The sequence below is a fragment of the Eisenbergiella sp. OF01-20 genome (assembly GCF_003478085.1).
Lineage (GTDB): Bacteria > Bacillota > Clostridia > Lachnospirales > Lachnospiraceae > Eisenbergiella.
The window spans coordinates 280,075-296,715 of sequence record NZ_QUES01000003.1 but is presented as its reverse complement, the minus strand read 5'-3'; the positions used below and the strand labels follow the sequence as shown (position 1 = coordinate 296,715).

14 protein-coding genes are annotated in these 16,641 nt (G+C 51.9%); 2 read left to right on the top strand and 12 right to left on the bottom strand.

Features of this window, described 5'->3' with window-relative positions; translation table 11 throughout:
• Window positions 1-65: 65 nt before the first annotated feature.
• The 5 genes from DXA36_RS06710 to DXA36_RS06690 all read right to left on the bottom strand — a co-directional run bounded on the left by DXA36_RS06710 (window position 66) and on the right by DXA36_RS06690 (window position 6,173).
• Complete coding sequence (locus DXA36_RS06710) at window positions 66-1,292, bottom strand: LL-diaminopimelate aminotransferase (RefSeq protein WP_118677576.1); 1,227 nt, start codon at window positions 1,290-1,292, stop codon at window positions 66-68.
• Between the two features lie 75 nt (window positions 1,293-1,367).
• Entirely contained in the window at window positions 1,368-2,225 is an 858-nt protein-coding gene (dapF, locus tag DXA36_RS06705; RefSeq protein WP_334295095.1) for a diaminopimelate epimerase, read from the bottom strand.
• A 47-nt stretch (window positions 2,226-2,272) separates the two neighbouring features.
• A complete protein-coding gene (locus tag DXA36_RS06700; RefSeq protein WP_118677572.1) occupies window positions 2,273-2,821 on the bottom strand; it encodes an ANTAR domain-containing response regulator in 549 nt (182 codons plus the stop codon).
• 138 nt (window positions 2,822-2,959) lie between these two features.
• A complete protein-coding gene (gene glnA / locus DXA36_RS06695) occupies window positions 2,960-4,303 on the bottom strand; it encodes a type I glutamate--ammonia ligase (protein WP_118677570.1) in 1,344 nt (447 codons plus the stop codon).
• A gap of 100 nt (window positions 4,304-4,403) precedes the next feature.
• Window positions 4,404-6,173, bottom strand: coding sequence for a methyl-accepting chemotaxis protein (locus DXA36_RS06690; RefSeq protein ID WP_118677568.1), 1,770 nt, complete (start codon window positions 6,171-6,173; stop codon window positions 4,404-4,406).
• Window positions 6,174-6,395: 222 nt separating this feature from the next.
• Here DXA36_RS06690 and DXA36_RS06685 point away from each other — a divergent pair, with 222 nt between their 5' ends.
• The gene (locus tag DXA36_RS06685) at window positions 6,396-6,854 is read left to right on the top strand and encodes a GNAT family N-acetyltransferase (protein ID WP_118677566.1); all 459 of its coding nucleotides are present in this window, start codon (window positions 6,396-6,398) and stop codon (window positions 6,852-6,854) included.
• Window positions 6,855-6,914: 60 nt separating this feature from the next.
• Complete coding sequence (locus DXA36_RS06680) at window positions 6,915-7,559, top strand: hypothetical protein (protein ID WP_330424988.1); 645 nt, start codon at window positions 6,915-6,917, stop codon at window positions 7,557-7,559.
• 54 nt (window positions 7,560-7,613) lie between these two features.
• Here the strand turns inward: DXA36_RS06680 and DXA36_RS06675 are convergent, their stop codons facing one another.
• The 7 genes from DXA36_RS06675 to DXA36_RS06640 form a co-directional block, all read right to left on the bottom strand.
• Window positions 7,614-9,539 carry an NAD(+) synthase gene (locus DXA36_RS06675; protein WP_118677564.1) on the bottom strand — a complete coding sequence of 642 codons (1,926 nt, stop codon included), beginning with the start codon at window positions 9,537-9,539 and terminating at the stop codon, window positions 7,614-7,616.
• Between the two features lie 40 nt (window positions 9,540-9,579).
• Window positions 9,580-10,464, bottom strand: a complete 885-nt coding sequence (gene hslO, locus DXA36_RS06670; protein WP_118677562.1) for an Hsp33 family molecular chaperone HslO — start codon at window positions 10,462-10,464, stop codon at window positions 9,580-9,582.
• Between the two features lies 1 nt (window position 10,465).
• A complete protein-coding gene (locus DXA36_RS06665; protein WP_118677560.1) occupies window positions 10,466-11,242 on the bottom strand; it encodes a class I SAM-dependent DNA methyltransferase in 777 nt (258 codons plus the stop codon).
• Between the two features lie 25 nt (window positions 11,243-11,267).
• On the bottom strand, window positions 11,268-11,768 hold the full coding sequence (locus DXA36_RS06660; RefSeq protein WP_118677558.1) for a COG2426 family protein: 501 nt from the start codon (window positions 11,766-11,768) through the stop codon (window positions 11,268-11,270).
• A gap of 52 nt (window positions 11,769-11,820) precedes the next feature.
• A complete protein-coding gene (gene hisC / locus DXA36_RS06655) occupies window positions 11,821-12,879 on the bottom strand; it encodes a histidinol-phosphate transaminase (RefSeq protein WP_118677556.1) in 1,059 nt (352 codons plus the stop codon).
• 98 nt (window positions 12,880-12,977) lie between these two features.
• Window positions 12,978-13,826: an SAM hydrolase/SAM-dependent halogenase family protein gene (locus tag DXA36_RS06650; protein ID WP_118677554.1), complete on the bottom strand. Its 849-nt coding sequence runs from the start codon at window positions 13,824-13,826 to the stop codon at window positions 12,978-12,980.
• Window positions 13,827-14,142: 316 nt separating this feature from the next.
• Complete coding sequence (locus DXA36_RS06640) at window positions 14,143-16,632, bottom strand: glycoside hydrolase family 2 TIM barrel-domain containing protein (RefSeq protein WP_118677550.1); 2,490 nt, start codon at window positions 16,630-16,632, stop codon at window positions 14,143-14,145.
• Between the last annotated feature and the right edge of the window lie 9 nt (window positions 16,633-16,641).

Below are 16,641 nucleotides of genomic sequence, written 5' to 3'. Positions count from 1 at the left end.
CCATGCCCCGCGACCGCCCCCACCACCCCGCCCTTAATCCCTTAATCCCTTAATCCCTTATTCCCTTACCATATTCCCGAAACCCCTCTAACCCTCTCCAAAGCCTCCACCGTATTCTCATAACTCCCAAACGCCGTCAGCCTGAAATAAAACTCCCCGCTCGGCCCGAACCCCGCACCCGGCGTTCCCACCACATTCGCCTTTTCCAGCAGATAATCAAAAAATTCCCAGCTCGTCATCTTCCCCGGCGTTTTCATCCAGACATAAGGCGAATTCACCCCGCCGTAAACCTCATATCCGGCCTCCTTAAGGCCATTCAGAATATAGCGGGCATTCTTCCTATATTTCCCCACCATTTCCTGTACCTGCCTCTTCCCCTCCGGAGAATAAACAGCTTCCCCCGCCTTCTGGACAATATAAGGCGCACCATTATATTTCGTCCCGTGCCGCCTCGCCCACAGGTCATGCAGGGACACCTCCCCTGCCTTCAGCCCATGAGGCACAACCGTATAAGCCAGCCGCAGGCCCGTAAAACCTGCATTCTTCGAAAAACTCCGAAGCTCAATCGCACAATTGCTCGCCCCAGCGCATTCATAAATACTATGAGGCACCTCTTCCTCCGAAATATAAGCCTCATAAGCCGCATCAAAAATAATAACGGCCCCTACCTTATTCGCATAATCCACCCATACCTGCAGCTGATCTCTGGTAAGCGCACAACCCGTAGGATTATTCGGGAAACACAAATAGATAATATCCGGCGTCTTAACCGGCAGCTCAGGGATAAATCCGTTATCCCCTGTACACGGCATATAGATAACCTCACTCCACGTTTCCGTCTTTTTATCATATACCCCGGTCCGGCCCGCCATGACATTGGAATCCACATAAACCGGATACACCGGATCACAAACCGCAATTCTATTATCCCGGCCGAATATCTCCTGGATATTGGCGGAATCGGATTTTGCCCCGTCGGAAATAAATATTTCATCCGGGCTTACGGCACAGCCCCTTGCCCGAAAATCATTCTCCGCAATGGCATTCCTTAAAAATTCATATCCCAGATCCGGCGCGTATCCATGAAAGGTCGAAGCATCTGCCATTTCATCAACCGCTTTATGAAGCGCCTCCACAACCGCCGGCGGAAGAGGCTGTGTCACATCCCCGATCCCCAGACGGATAATCCTTTTATCCGGGTTCGCGTCCGCATACGCCTTCACCTTTTTACCGATAGTGGAAAAAAGATAGCTGCCCGGTAATTTCAGATAATTTTCATTAACCCTAACCATAATTTCCTCCGTATAATTACTGTACCGCGGTAACAGTCCGGCCGGCCCTTTTCGTCCAGCGGCATCCCTCCTGCCTTATCCTTCTCCATGGACAGGATAATACACACTTCCTTCAAAAACCGTTTCTGCAGGCCCTGTCATATACACCAGATTGGTGTCTTTTTCCCACGCAATATCCAGCTGTCCGCCGAGCACCTTCACCGTAACCTTTCTTTCCGTCAGGCCATTCAGCACACAGGCCACAGCCACAGCGCAGCAGCCTGTTCCGCAGGCAAGGGTTTCCCCCGTCCCACGCTCCCAGACGCGCATTTCCACCGTATTTTTATCCAGCACCCTGACGAATTCCGTATTCACCCTGCGGGGAAACCGGGAATGCTTTTCGAAAAGAGGCCCTATTTTTTCAATATCCAGTCCGGCCACATCGTCCAGATATACCACGGCGTGCGGATTTCCCATGGAAACACAGGTCATTTCATAAGTCCTGCCATCCACCTCCACCGGCTCGGCAACCGCCCGTTCCTTTTGGCAGACAACGGGAACCTCTTCCGCCTTCAGCACCGGCTCCCCCATATTGACACGGATACGGTTCACCTTTCCCTCCTCCGTAAAGAGCTGTAAGTACTTAACCTTCCCGAAGCTCACCACGCGGATCTCCTTCCTGTCGGTCAGTCCTTTGTCATATACAAACTTACCTACGCAGCGGATGCCGTTCCCGCACATTTCCGCCCGGGTACCGTCCGCATTGTACATCTCCATTTCAAAATCAGCCTCTTCGGACGGATTGACAAAGATCACGCCGTCCCCTCCGATTCCGAAATGCCTGTCACTCATTTTCCTAACAAAATCGGGCTTTGCCTCCGGAGGGATTCTTTCCGTTAATCCATTTATATAAACATAATCATTTCCGCAGCCCTGCATCTTGGTAAAATTTATCTGCATACGTTTCTCCTTCTCTCCAGAATGTATTTGCTCTGCACGCTCTAGTACTGCATTGCAGTCAGCACCATTTTGGCCGTCTCCGCCATGCCGGTGCTGCTGTCCATACTGCATTTCTGTATATATCTGTGCGCTTCTTCTTCCGACATATGGTTGCGTTCCATCAACAGCGCCTTGGCTTCCCTGATAAGCGCCTCCTCCTCCGGTTTCCTCTCCCTGGGAACGAGTCTCTGCCGCCTGCGCCGTCTTTGCATGGACTGACACATCATTTCCACCGTACTCACCAGCTCATGGACTTTCAGAGGCATGGACAGACACATAATCCCACTTCCATTCACCTCGCTCAGACAGGCGCCGGAGGCCATGAGAAGCATCTGCGTCCCTTCAGGAAGGCAGTCATAAAGTTCGGAATAAAGCATATCTATCAGCTTATAGCCGCAGATGACGATACCACTGGCATAATCCTCCGCCAACCCAATCGCCTGAGCACCCGTAGTACAGGCCGCCATTACAGAAAAACCGCTGCGCACAAGAACGTTCCTGATGCTTCTGGCATCTTCTATTTTGGGAAAGACTACAATGATATTTGTCACATGCGCACCTCCTTCTATGCGTAACATCTGTTACGGATACACGGACTGTCTGATGACGGCTGCCGGAAAAGGACACGGCGGGACCACAAGCAAACCCGGGAAAGGACCTGCCCTGACAGTCACGAGAAAAAGGTACGCTTAAAACCGGTACAAATATTCATTAATTTCCCAGTCCGTAACCTGGGAACTATATTTATTCCATTCTTCTTTTTTGGCCACGATATAGTTATTGGCAACATGGTCCCCCAGCGTTTTGCGGATGAACGCATCCTTTTCCAGTTCCTCCACGGCCTCGATCAGCGTACCGGGAAGCCTCTCAATGCCCATCCGGTTCTTTTCATCCTCCGTCATGGCAAAAACATTGCAGTTCACGCTCTTGGGCGGTTCTATTTTTTCCCGGATGCCCTCCAGGCCGGCGCGCAGGCAGACTGCCAGAGACAGATAGGGATTCGCCGCCGGATCCGGGCTTCGTAATTCAATCCGGGTCTCTTCCCCTCTCGCCGCAGGGATTCGTATCAGCGGACTTCTGCCGGTTGTGCTCCAGGCAATATAAACCGGCGCTTCAAAGCCGGGCACCAGCCTTTTATAAGAATTTACCAGGGGGTTGGTTATTGCGGTAATCGCTTTACTATGCCTGAGAATCCCCCCGATAAAATAATAAGCCTCTTTGCTTAATCCCTCTTCTCCTTCCGGATCCTGGAAAATATTCCTTCCGTCCATGGACAGGGACATATTGATATGCATGCCGGATCCATTTACCTCCGCTTTGGGTTTCGGCATAAAGGTGGCATGCAGCCCGTGCCGTTTGGCGATGGTTTTCACCGTAAGCTTGAAGGTCATGATATTATCTGCCGCGGCAAGGGCCTCATCGTACTCAAAATCAATCTCATGCTGGGCAGGCGCCGCCTCATGATGGCTGTTTTCCACAACAAACCCCATATCCTCCAGGGTCAGCACCATATCTCTTCTGGCATTTTCCCCCAGATCCACAGGCCCTAAATCAAAATATCCGGCCTGCTCATGGCTGATCGTGGTAGGCATGGCATTCTCATCCGTATGGAACAGGAAAAATTCACATTCCGGCCCCACCTTAAAAGTATACCCCATTTCTTCCGCTTCCTTCAGGGCCTTCTTCAGGATATATCTGGAATCCCCCTCAAAGGGATCGCCCCCCGGACGGTATACGTCACAGATCAGACGGGCCACCTTCCCCTGCTGCGGCCTCCAGGGAAAAATTGCAAGCGTATCTAAATCCGGATACAGATACAGATCCGATTCTTCCATCTTTACAAAGCCGTCAATTGCCGAGCCGTCAAACATACATTTGTTATCCAGGGCCTTCCTCAGCTGGCTGGAAGTAACCGCCATATTTTTAAGGCAGCCGAACATATCTGTGAACTGCAGGCGGATGAATTCCACATCTTCCTCTTCCACCAGGTTCATGATATCTTCTTTGGTGTAATTCTTTCTGGATGCTTGCATACACTTCATTCCTTTCTTACATGAAAAAAGGTGCCCTTACCCCACCGGTAAGAACACCTTTGCCCTACTTTCCTATACTAACAGCAGCTGTCAGGATTTGTCAATCCCTTTTTTGTGTATGTGCATAAAAATTCCGGGTGGCCTGCTCGATGAACTCCTTATCATCCGCTTTTTCCGGCGGAATATACGGTTTGCCCGGCACTCTTTTACGCAGCTTGAAATGCTCCAGGGCAAGCTTGATCTGCCCTGCGCTCGCATTCATCTGCTGTGTGGAGGCCGCGGTCTGTTCGCTGGTAGCCGCATTTTCCGTCACAGCGCTGGATATCCTTCCAATCTCATCGTTAATCCGGCGCATCAGCTCCTGCTGTTTGGCGGAAGCATCATCAATGGAGCCGATACGGCTCTCCATCTGTTTAATCCTGTCCACAATCACCCGGAAAGTATCCGATGCCTGCCGGGAAATATTTCCCCCTTCCGAGGCCTTTGTAATAGTATTTTCAATCAGGGCACGGCTCTGCTCCGCAGCTTCCTGACTTTTCAGGGCCAGATTCCTGACCTCATCCGCAACCACAGCAAAACCTTTTCCCGCATTCCCTGCCCTGGCGGCTTCTACCGCAGCGTTCAAAGCCAGTATATTGGTCTGGAACGCAATATCATTGATGGACTTCATGACTACGGATATATTTTCGGAAGCCTTTTCAATCCCGTGCACAGCTTCCAGCAGTTCATTCATCTTTTCCTGCCCGTTTGTAATTTCCTGGTTCATCCCGTCTATGAGGACCGCCACTCCGCTGGCATTTTCCGCATTAGCCGCGGCCAGGGCGTCGGCGTTCTGCACCGTACCCGACAGCTGTTCCACCGCACCGGCCTGCGTGGAAGAGCTTTCTGCCAGCAGCTGCGCGGAATCAGCGATTTGATTGGCATTGGAGGCCACCGTATCCGCAATCTCCAGAAGCCCCGCAAACATAAAATCATTATTCTGCACCATATGGTACAGCCCTTTCCCCAGACTGTCCCCTTCGGAACGGATATCCACATAAGCGGTCAGATCGCCCTCTGCTACCTTCTGGATAACCTTTACATGTTCCTTTATATTATCCGCCATTTCCCGGAAACTGCTGATCATCCGGGAAATTTCAACCGCATTCCCTCTTTCCGACAAATCCTCCGAATCAAACCGGAGATTATCCACGCCTGTGGAAAGCTGCCCCGACCATCTTGCCACAGCCAGGATAGGCCGGGAAATATGCGCGGACATACGGCGGCCCAGCCCAATCGAAAACAGCACGGAGCACAGCCCTATGGTAACCAGGATCCCTATGGAAAGCAATACAGTACGGTTATTGTCTGCCGTTAACTTCTCCGCCTTTTCCTGATATATACTGCTGATTTGATTCAAACCGTCACCAATGCTTATCACTTTCGGCTTAAATTCGCTGCCATATCTGCGATAGGCCTCTTCCCGGTCTGTTTTAGCCAGCTCCACAAGGGCCGCCGCCTGGGAATGGATCTCCTCATGGGGGCCGGTTATTTCTGCAAGCGGAGCTGCCAGTTCCGGATAATCCTCCCGATCGGCGGCTGAACTGTTCATCCATTTTCCCAGGGCACAGGTGTCAGGATCCAGGCTCCCCTCAAATTCACTTCCCGTTGTAATGGAATCACTGAGCTGCTCCAGCCATTGGTAATGTGCCGCAATGACCTTCTGTGCCTCATACTGCTGGTTCTGGAAATCGGAAGCCTTCTCATAATTAGCCGCATTAAGTCCGAAAAACAGACAGGAAAGCGACACGAGCAGGATAACAATTCCTGTAAGAATAAGGTATCCCTCCAATATCTGATAACGAATTGTCTTTTCTTTTTTCTTGTTCATCCTCCCGGCCTTCCTATCCTTTCTGCGGCGGCAAACTGCCAAATTCCTGTCACAGGAATATTACTTTCCTTTTTTAATACCTTATAATATCGGCCCGCTTCCCGGAAAACTTAAGCCTTTTCCGGAAAATTCTGCAGGCAGAATGATCTTGACTATGGGGCGGCTCCATAGTTTACCATAGACAGGAAGAAAACGTAGGATGAAAGAAAGGACAAAACTATAATGGATCTCCATGTGGAACCAATAAACGATAAAAACCGGGACGAGGCGGTGCAATTGCAAACCGGCCCCGGCCAGGAGCATTTTGTGGAGGATGTGAAGCAGTGCCTCACGGAGGCGGACAGCTGTAATTGCTGGCGCCCGGTGGGGATTTATGACGGCAGCCTGCTCGTAGGCTTTGCCATGTATGGTTTTTTCAGGGAATATGAGCCGGAAGGGAGAGTCTGGCTGGACCGTCTGCTCATTGACCGGCACTTCCAGGGAAAGGGCTATGGGACGCAGGCGCTGCGTATCCTGCTGGCCCGCCTTTACCGGGAATACCGCTGCCGCCGGATCTATCTGAGTATCATTGAAGAAAACAGGACGGCGGCAAAGCTGTATGAACGTTTTGGCTTCCATTTTAACGGGGAACGGGATCTGAATGATGAAAAAGTGATGGTTTTAGATTTACCGGAAGTTTAAGTAATAATTATGGGGCAGGGGGAGTAAACTGTATAAACAACATGAATCGGGGATATTGATATGAGTTCCAAGACCAAAATAGTCGTACTGCATTTAAAAGAGTTGATATATACCGGCATCTTTGTGGTGTTGGGAATACTATTCCTGCTTCTTCTCATTATCATGTTCCTGCCCGGGAAAAAAACAACGCCGGAAGGCTCCGGAGCCGATGAAGGCCGCTATAACCCTGGGAAATACACAACTTCCCTGATTCTGGGGAATTCCGCAGTTGATGTGGAGGTCGTTGTGGACGATAATAATATCAATTCCATACGGCTTGTGAACCTGGACGAAGCGGTAACCACCATGTACCCCCTGATGGAGCCGGCCCTGAACGACCTGGCTTCCCAAATCTGTACCAAGCAGTCACTTGAGGACATCACTTATTCGGACGACAATAAGTATACCTCCCAGGTCCTGCTGGACGCCATTACCTCCGCTCTTGGAAAAGCGGAAAAGAATCCGGGCAGCAGTACGAAGGAAAAAAATGCCAAATCAAATACGCCTTTAGAAACCATTGAGGAAAGCACAGTTGCGCCTGCCGCTGAAAATGCGACAGAAAACACTACCGTAAACAGTACGGAAGGAAGCGGGGAAAACACGGCGGAGAACAATATGGAAACACCGGCGGATACCCCGGAAGAAACAGCAGCGGCGGCTGAATAAGCCCCCGCTGCTGTTTTTATATCATGTGCTGCCCGGCGGACCGGGCATGAATGTTTACTTATCGGTACCCAGCTCCAGCTCCTCCACCTGGGCCAGCCACAAAGAGGCACAGGCATCGGAAGGCATACGCAGATCCCCTCTGGGGGAAACGGCAACACTTCCCACCTTGGGGCCGTCCGGCAGACAGGAACGCTTGAACTGCTGCTGGAAGAAACGGCGGTAAAAATTTGTAAGCCATTTCAATATGACCGCATCCTCATATTGGCCGGCAAAGGACCGCCTTGCCAGGCGGTATATTTTGGAGGGCTCAAAACCGCAGCGCAGCATATAATACAGAAAGAAATCATGAAGCTCATAAGGCCCCACCAGATCTTCGGTTTTCTGGCTGATCCGGCCGTCCACCGGGGGAAGCAGCTCGGGACTGACCGGCGTATCCAGCACATCCAGCAGCACCTCACGCAATTCCTCTCTGTCACAGGTATCCGCATAATATTTCACCAGATGGCGCACCAGCGTTTTCGGGACCCCGGCGTTTACACCGTACATGGACATATGATCCCCGTTATACGTGGCCCAGCCCAGCGCCAGCTCCGACATGTCACCCGTTCCGATGACCAGCCCGCCCACCTTATTGGCAATATCCATCAGCACCTGGGTGCGTTCCCTTGCCTGGCTGTTTTCATAGGTTACGTCGTGCAGGCTGCCATCCTGGCCGATATCCCGGAAATGAAGGCTTACGGCTTCGCGGATATTGACTTCGGAAAGCGCCGTACCCAGCGTGCGCGCCAGCTTACAGGCATTGTCATAGGTTCTGTCCGTAGTGCCGAAGCAGGGCATTGTAACAGAATGGATATTTTCCCGGGGAAGGCCCAGCATATCGAAGGCGCGTACCGTAACCAGAAGCGCCAGTGTGGAATCCAGCCCGCCGGAAATGCCCACCACCGCCCTTTGGCAGCCGGTATGCTCAAATCTCTTTTTCAAACCGAAGGACTGGATGGAAAGGATTTCATTGCACCTGTGTTTCCTTTTCGTCTCATCAGAAGGGACAAATGGAAGGGGGTCGAAGGAGCGGGTGAGGCTTGTCTCTCCTTTTTCCATATGCACCGGAATAATCCGATAACCCTTTGCATCCTGCACGAAGGTATTCATGCGGCGGCGTTCATGGCGCAGCCTGTGGATATCGATTTCCCCGTAGATGGATTCGTTTGCAAAACGGCTTGCCTGGGCCAGGATTGTACCATTCTCCGCGATCATGTTATGTCCGCTGAATACCAGATCCTGGGTGGACTCCCCCTCCCCGGCGCTGGAATATACATATCCCGTCAGCAGCCTTGCACTGGTGGCTTTCACCAGATCAGCCCTGTAGCTGTCTTTCCCCACGGTTTCATTAGAAGCGGAAAGATTCACGATCACCGTCGCCCCCGCCAGTGCATGGGCTGTGGAAGGCGTATCGGGAGCCCAGATATCCTCACAGATTTCACAGGCCACCCCAAGCCCTTCCATGGCATCACAGGACAGCAGGATATGGGTTCCGAAGGGAACTGCCACTTCGTCAAACAGAAAGTCCTCCACTTCTTCCTTCCCCGGCGCAAAATGTCTGGCTTCGTAGAACTCCCCATAATTGGGAATGCTGGCCTTGGGGATAAATGCCAGGATCTTACCGTCCTGGAGAACCGCCGCCACATTATACAGCTTCCCTTTGCTTTCCAAAGGAAGCCCCACAAAGATCAGGCTGTCCTTTCCTTTTGTATGAGCGGTTATTTCCCGCAGCGCGGCTTTTGCCCCTTCCAGAAGGGTTTCCTGAAGGAACAAATCCGCACAGGTATAGCCCGTTATACAAAGCTCCGGAAACACGATAATCTTCGCCCCTTTTTCCACAGCCTCGTCCATTTCCTTCTTTATCTGCCCTGCATTGTATACGGTATCCGCAACCCTGATTCCCGGAGTCAGCGCCGCCGCTTTCACAAATCCATGTTTCATGCTCTCTCCTACTCCCTGCAACTGTTCCGTCCCTTCACAGTTACTGCTTCCTGGCCTTTTCCAATATATCCGTAAGCTCCTGTACAGTAAACCGATATCCCCGGCTGCAGAATTGGCATTTTACCTCTATGGGTTCCCCATCCGCAATCATCTTATCGATTTCTTCCCGTCCAATGCTTATCAGCGCCTTTTCCACCCGCTCCTTGCTGCAGCTGCAGGCAAATTCCACATCCATGGTATCCGTTATCTGCATGTCCATGCCTTCCAGCACAAGTTCCAGCAGGCCCTCCGGTGTGATTCCGTCATCCAGCATGGAAGTGACGGATCGGATTTTCTGCAGATTCTGCTCCAGCCTGCTTATGGTTTCCTCTTCTGCGAATGGCAGCAGCTGTACCAGAAAACCGCCTGCCTGCCGTACCGTATTATCCCGTTCCATCAGGACTCCCAGCCCGACCGAAGAAGGCACCTGTTCGGAGGTGGCAAAATAATAGGTCAGATCCTCCGCTATTTCCCCTGTCTGCAGTGCGGTCTGTCCCACATAGGGATCCTTGAGCCCGCAGTCCTGGATAACCCGCAGGATTCCCGAGCCTACCGCTCCTCCCACATCCAGCTTGCCCTGGCTGCTCGCAGGAAGGATTACCTGGGGATTTTTGGCATATCCTTTCACCCGGCCCCTGCCGTCGGCCGTCACCGTCATACCGCCTATAGGACCGTCGCAGGTAATCTGAAGGGTCAGAAGATCCGCTTCCCCCTTCAGCATGCTGCCCATCATGGCCCCTGCTGTGAGAAGCCGCCCCAATGCCGCCGTCACCACCGGGCTGGTATCATGATTCTTCCTTGCCGTTTCCGCCATCTGTCTGGTTGTGGCGGAAAAGGCCCTGACCTGGGCATTGGCCGCCGTCGCTTTTACCAAATAATCCTTCATCTTAGTCCTCCATGCGGAAAGCCTGCGGCTTCCCTTGTTCCCTGGCAATACAGTAAATCCGTTCACTGGTATCCGTTACCGCCTGCAGGGTATCCGCATCCAGCGCTTCCTCAAATACAAGGCCGCCCGCTTCCACCAGACGTTTCATCTGCTCCAGGGTATAGCCCCGCTGGTAATGGGTTTCCGTAAATTTACGGAAAAGCTCCCCTTCCTCCTGCACAAAAATGGTCAGATCATACTCATTGATCTGCTCCTCTTCTTCATAGAAGTTTTCCCAGATAAAGCTGCAGTTATCCCGGTTTTCCGCAATCGTGGCATCCCCGATAACCGTTTCGTATTTATAGACCGTATTGAAATCAAAAAGAAAGAGGCCTCCCGGATCCAGGTAGTTATTCACCAGCCGGAAGGTATCCTCTATCTCCTTTTCTTCAAGAAGGTAATTCAGACTGTCACAGATGCATATGACAGCCCGCACGGTTCCATATAGCTCGAACGCACGCATATCCTGCTGCAGATACAGAATCTGCCTTCCGGAACGCTCCCTTTTTTCCATAGCCACGTTGAGCATTTCCCCGGAACAATCCACACCTATCATATCATAGCCTTCTTTGGAAAGCAGTTCCGTCATATTCCCGGTCCCGCAGCCCAGATCCAGCAGAATGCCATCTTCAATCCCAGCCTTTTTCAGCCGGTCCGTCAGAAAGCTGCCCCATTTTCCATAGGGGGTGTTATCCATAAAAACATCATATACATTGGCAAAATCCGTATAAGCTTCCATCCTCCGCCTCCCTGCCGGTCCGGCCTCAGCCCACGATACTGCCCAGCAGGCCGTAGCTTACAAAAGAGACGATAATGGTAGCGACGATAATCCCCAGAAGCTCCGCCAGCACAGCCTTTTTAAAATCAATTTCCAGAAGCGCCGCGATGAGAGAGCCTGTCCAGGCCCCGGTTCCCGGCAGCGGTATCCCAACAAAAAGCACCAGTCCCCAAAATTCATACTTCTTGATACTGTCGCTCTTTTTCATCGCCCTGTTCTCCAGCCTGCCGATAATTCTGGCAAAGAAAGGAATCTTCTTCAGCAGCTGGAAAATCTTTTTAATAAAAAGAAGGATGAACGGTATCGGAATGATATTACCGATGATACAGATAGGGATGGCTTTCAGAATCGGCACCCCAAGAGACCATGCCACAAGCAGGCCGCCCCGTAGCTCCAGGATGGGAATCATTGAAATAATAAATATGACCACTTCCTTGGACACATATTGTCCCAGAGTTGAGGCAAACCACAATGCAATTGAATCCATACGATTAAACTTCCTCCATTATTTCCTGTATTTTTAGTAACTGTCCGGCAGATCAGCGCGGAACAGCCATGTTATTTAAAAAGGTAAGAAGCCTGTCCATTTCTTCGTCAGTGCCGATTGTTATACGAAGGTAATTGTTAATTCTCGGCTTGTTAAAGTAGCGGACATAAATTCCTTCCTGTTTTAACGCTTCGAAAAGCTCCGCCGCGGGTATGCTTTTGTGGGAAACGAATAGAAAATTGCTGCGGGAATCGGGGAAGGTGAACCCCAGCTCCCTAAGCTCTTTTTTTACGCGTTCCCTTGTATTTATAATCTTTCCCACAGTTTCCTTAAAATACCCGTCATCCAGGATACTGGCCGCGCCCCATGCGATGGAGGGAGCGTTCATGGTATAGGAGTTGAATGAAAATTTAACATCCTTTAAGTAACGGATCACCCTGCTGCTTCCTACGGCGAAGCCGATACGGATGCCGGCCATGGCCCTTGATTTGGAAAAGGTGCGGACCACCAGCAGATTTTCATACTTATCCACAAGCCCAATGGCGCTTTCGCCGCCGAAATCCACATAAGCCTCATCGATGATCACAAGGGAATCCGGATTGCCCGCCACGATTGCCTCTATGGTATCCAGCTCTTCGGAAAGGCCGGTGGGCGCATTGGGGTTAGGGATAATGATCCCGCCGTTTTCGCATAAATAATCTTCTTTTTTCAGCCGGAACGCTTCGTCCAGCGCAGGAGTGCGGTAGGGGATATGGAAAAGCTCCGCCCATACATCATAAAAGGAATAGGTGATATCAGGAAATAAAATGGGCTTGTCCGAATTGAAAAAAGTCAGAAAGGACATTGCCAGCACATCATCCGAACCCACCCCCGTAAAAATATGATCCTCCTTTACCCCGTAATAATCCGCAAGGGCCTTTACCAGAAGGGAGGCATCCGGATCCGGATACAGCCGCAAATCATCCGTCTGGAACTCCGCCGCCTTTTGTTTCACCAGCGGTGAAGGCGGATAGGGGCATTCATTGGTGTTCAGTTTAATTATTCCCTTTTGCTTCGGCTGTTCCCCGGGAATATAGGGAACCACCCTGCGTACCTGTTCTTCCCAGCCCATGCTGCGTACCTCTTTCCGTAACCGGTCCCAAGCTGCTGTCAGTTCTTTCCCGGTTTTAACTTTTTTATTATAGTATGAAAATGTGCCAATAGCAATAATTACCTGTTAAGCGTGGATTTACGCATGGTAATACGCCATGAAAGTCCTGTGCCCACATTATAGGCACGTGCAAAATTACCCTGGTTAATAGCCACGGCCATGAAATCCAGGCTGTTCACATATACCAGCGCCTCACCGATAAAGGCGTCCGCAAAGGAATGGGCATATATAAGCGATGTCCGGTAAACCGTATGCCCTCTTTTTTCTATAATAACTTCAATCCGGTCCCCGTAGACGGCGCCCATCTGCAGGAACAATTTCCGGGGGATGTTGGTCCAGAGACTTCCGAATCGGACATCCAGCACATCAATAGTACCCGATACCTCATTTTCCTGCAGCTGGGCCGGTGCGAAAGGAATCTCCACCACACTGTCCGCAGGGACCGCGGGTCCCACTCCTTCAAAGTCAATAATACCTGCCGCCAGCCTGGCTCCGGTATAGGCATAAATATCCCTTCCGTGGAAGGTATAGCTTTCCCCGGATCCCGGAAGCCGGTTCACAGTCTCATCAATCACCCTGGCTTCTGTGATGCCGCACAGTTTTTTGATATGGGTGAGCGTCCCGTTATCCGGAGTCACCACATACTGCCCGCCTTCCGTCCTTGCCACAATGCTTCTTCTGGTGGATCCCACCCCCGGATCCACAACAGAAACAAAAACCGCGCCCTCCGGCCAGTAACTGACGGTCTGGATCAGCCGGTAGGATGCCTCCCAGATATCATACTGGGGAATTTCATGCGTCAGATCGGAAATCTGCAGTTCCCCGCATACGGTATACGCAACACCATACATAGCGCTTACGGCACCGTCAGCCCGCCCGAAATCCGATTGGAAAATTAGTGGATTCATATGATTATTACCTCTCCTTCCTGAACTGTTACTGTATCTTTTCTTGATGGTAACAGATTCCGGCTGCGGTGTCCATGCAATTATGCTTATGATTTTGCTGCGGTGTCCCACTCAGCAAAAACGGTTTGCCGCAGGACATCGGAATATCCTGCGGCAAACCGGGAAAAGCAAACCTATTGTTTATTCCCGCGAGCAACGAGCCAAGCAGCCATGCTGGCATGGATATTTGGCGACTGCCGCGAGGGTCAAATACCCCGTTGCTTGCAGCGGGGTATTTGATTTAGGACAGCGTAATCGTTCAGACCGGTCTGAATCGTTACAGGATAGATACCGTGACTTCTTCTTCCGGCAGGCCGTCCGCGTGAGCGCACAGGGTACAGGTCTTTCCGTTCCCGGAACCGTCGGACTGGATGATCACGAAGGCGCGTCCGTGGAAAGCAGGAATGCGGTGCCCCTTCAGACTTTCCATCCCCTCCGGATTTCCATTGTCAACACCGATTACGGAGGCCGGTCCCTGTACTGTAAAGGTGAGTCCGGTATCGGCCTGTACACACAGGTTTCCCCGTTCATCCACAAGTTCCGCCTCTATCTGGGCGATATCCAGGCCGTCCCCCTTCATTTCCCGGCGGTAGCATTTGAGCTTCACAGCCGCCGGTGCACCTGCCGTGTTCACGGTATGGCGGGCGGCTTCCCTGCCGTCCGCATAGCCCACCAGTTCGATACAGCCCGGTATATAGGGCACATCCCAGCTCAGGAACAAATCATCCGTATTTACCGGTACCGGCGCTTTATCAAAATGTCCGTACCGCTCCGTCATGCCGTAGGAAGGATAAGCATATGCCTTTCTTCCGTAGGATTTTCCGTTCAGAAACAGCTCTGCGCTCTCACAGCTGGTATAACCCAGCACCGGAATAATGGTTCCCTCTTCCATGTCCTGGTTCCAGTGCGGAAGCAGATGGGCCATAGGCTCGGAGCGTTTCCAGATACTCTGATAAAAATAAAAGCTGTCCTTTTCGAACCCGCAGGTATCCAGCACACCGGCGGCGGAGGAACGCGCAGGCCAGTGGGCTTCTCCCAGGTAATCAATTCCGGTCCACATGAAGTCCCCTGCGACATAATCGTGAGTCATAGTAAAATGCAGCAGCCGGCCCACCTTCACCGGCGCGCTGTAATAAGGCTGCTTCCACCAGCCGGCCTTCTCCTTCATGGATAACGGGTATTCTCCCCTCACCCCGCCGAGACTTCCGTTCTCCGTCCCGATCACGCACCAGCCGGGATGGGCGCGTTTGTCATCATCATAAAGCGTCTCCGCGCGGGTCCTCCACCTGTCCACATAATTGTAGCCCACCACATCCAGTTCGTTCAGGAACTCTTCGGAAGCCGCCCGGGGTTCCGCACAGATCTGGTCATTCGCCTGGGTCACCCTGCGTTCCGGATCCAGTTCCCTGCATATGCCCTTCAGCTTTCTTGCCGTCAGATACCCTTCCGGGACCGTTTGATCCGGTACCTCATTTCCGATGCTCCAGATTATGATCGAAGGATGGTTTCTGTCGCGCAGGAGCATCGTGCGGATGTCCTCCTCATGGCAGCTGTCAAACCACTCTGAATACCCTCTGCTTTCATGGGTATTGCTTCCCAGCTCCTTCCCCTTCATTATCCGCCATTCATCAAAGGCTTCATCCATAACCAGCAGCCCAAGCCGGTCGCATAAATCCAGCAGCGCCGGATCCGGCGGGTTATGGGACATACGCACCGCGTTCACTCCCATGCTCTTGAGCTTTTCCAGTCTTCTTTCCCATATCTGCGGATGGACCGCGGCGCCTGCGCAGCCGCCGTCGTGATGAATGCATACGCCGTTCAGTTTCACTCTGATCCCGTTCAGCAGGAAGCCCTGTGCGCTGTCAAAGCGGATATCCCGGAAACCGGTAACCGTGTGTACTTCATCCTGAAGAATCCCTTCTTTATAGATTCTGGTAACGGCCTCATACAGGGCAGGCTCTTTTGTATCCCAGAGTACGGGAGACGTCAATACGAACTCCTGGTCAAAAAGCAGCTCCTCTTTTCCGTATGCCGCAGTCAGCCTGCCCTGCCCTGTGCCCGCCTGTATGCACAGACTGCCGTCCGGCGCATAAATACTCGTATCCACGACAATTGTGCTTTTCTCTGCAGCCAGAGCCGCTTCCGGATCGGATTTTCCGTCAGCCTTGCTGTCTTTCTCCACACATACCCGTGTTTCCATATGTATCTTCGCCTGTTCCTTTGTCACCTCCGGCTGGCGGATCCATACCCCATAGGGAGCGATATGGATATCGTTTGTCCCATATATCCATACATTTCTCGTAATACCGGAGCCGGAATACCACCGGGAACCTGGCTGGGCGGAGTTATCCACCTTCACATCCACCACATTTTCACTTCCGTCCGCAGCCAGCAGCTGCGTAATCTCCCATTCAAAAGGGGTATATCCGTACACATGCCGTCCCAGGCTCCGCCCGTTCAGCCATACCTGTGCCAGCATATAGGCGCCTTCAAAATGCAGGAACACCCTGCCCTTTTCCACCGCGGCAGGATCGACGCGGAAGCATTTCTTATACCAGCCGATCCCCGTCCTTACATAGCCTCCGGATCCGCGCGATTGCGCATCCTCCTCAAAAGGATATTCCAGACTCCAGTCATGGGGCAGCTTTACCGGCCTGTAGCCCGTGGTCCTTGCATCGCCGGGAACCTTTTCCTCCTCCCCATGATAAAAGAACCAATCCAAATTAAAGGTTTCCTTCTGCCTTACATCCTTCCCTGTTAAATACATTCTCTCTCC

Coding starts and splice junctions, on each gene's coding strand:
- DXA36_RS06665 (WP_118677560.1), bottom strand. CDS start 11,242: ATGGAAGCTTATACGGATTTTGCCAATGTATATGATGTTTTTATGGAT.
- hisC (WP_118677556.1), bottom strand. CDS start 12,879: ATGGGCTGGGAAGAACAGGTACGCAGGGTGGTTCCCTATATTCCCGGG.
- DXA36_RS06680 (WP_330424988.1), top strand. CDS start 6,915: ATGAGTTCCAAGACCAAAATAGTCGTACTGCATTTAAAAGAGTTGATA.
- DXA36_RS06710 (WP_118677576.1), bottom strand. CDS start 1,292: ATGGTTAGGGTTAATGAAAATTATCTGAAATTACCGGGCAGCTATCTT.
- DXA36_RS06640 (WP_118677550.1), bottom strand. CDS start 16,632: ATGTATTTAACAGGGAAGGATGTAAGGCAGAAGGAAACCTTTAATTTG.
- DXA36_RS06690 (WP_118677568.1), bottom strand. CDS start 6,173: ATGAACAAGAAAAAAGAAAAGACAATTCGTTATCAGATATTGGAGGGA.
- DXA36_RS06660 (WP_118677558.1), bottom strand. CDS start 11,768: ATGGATTCAATTGCATTGTGGTTTGCCTCAACTCTGGGACAATATGTG.
- DXA36_RS06650 (WP_118677554.1), bottom strand. CDS start 13,826: ATGAATCCACTAATTTTCCAATCGGATTTCGGGCGGGCTGACGGTGCC.
- DXA36_RS06685 (WP_118677566.1), top strand. CDS start 6,396: ATGGATCTCCATGTGGAACCAATAAACGATAAAAACCGGGACGAGGCG.
- DXA36_RS06675 (WP_118677564.1), bottom strand. CDS start 9,539: ATGAAACATGGATTTGTGAAAGCGGCGGCGCTGACTCCGGGAATCAGG.
- glnA (WP_118677570.1), bottom strand. CDS start 4,303: ATGCAAGCATCCAGAAAGAATTACACCAAAGAAGATATCATGAACCTG.
- hslO (WP_118677562.1), bottom strand. CDS start 10,464: ATGAAGGATTATTTGGTAAAAGCGACGGCGGCCAATGCCCAGGTCAGG.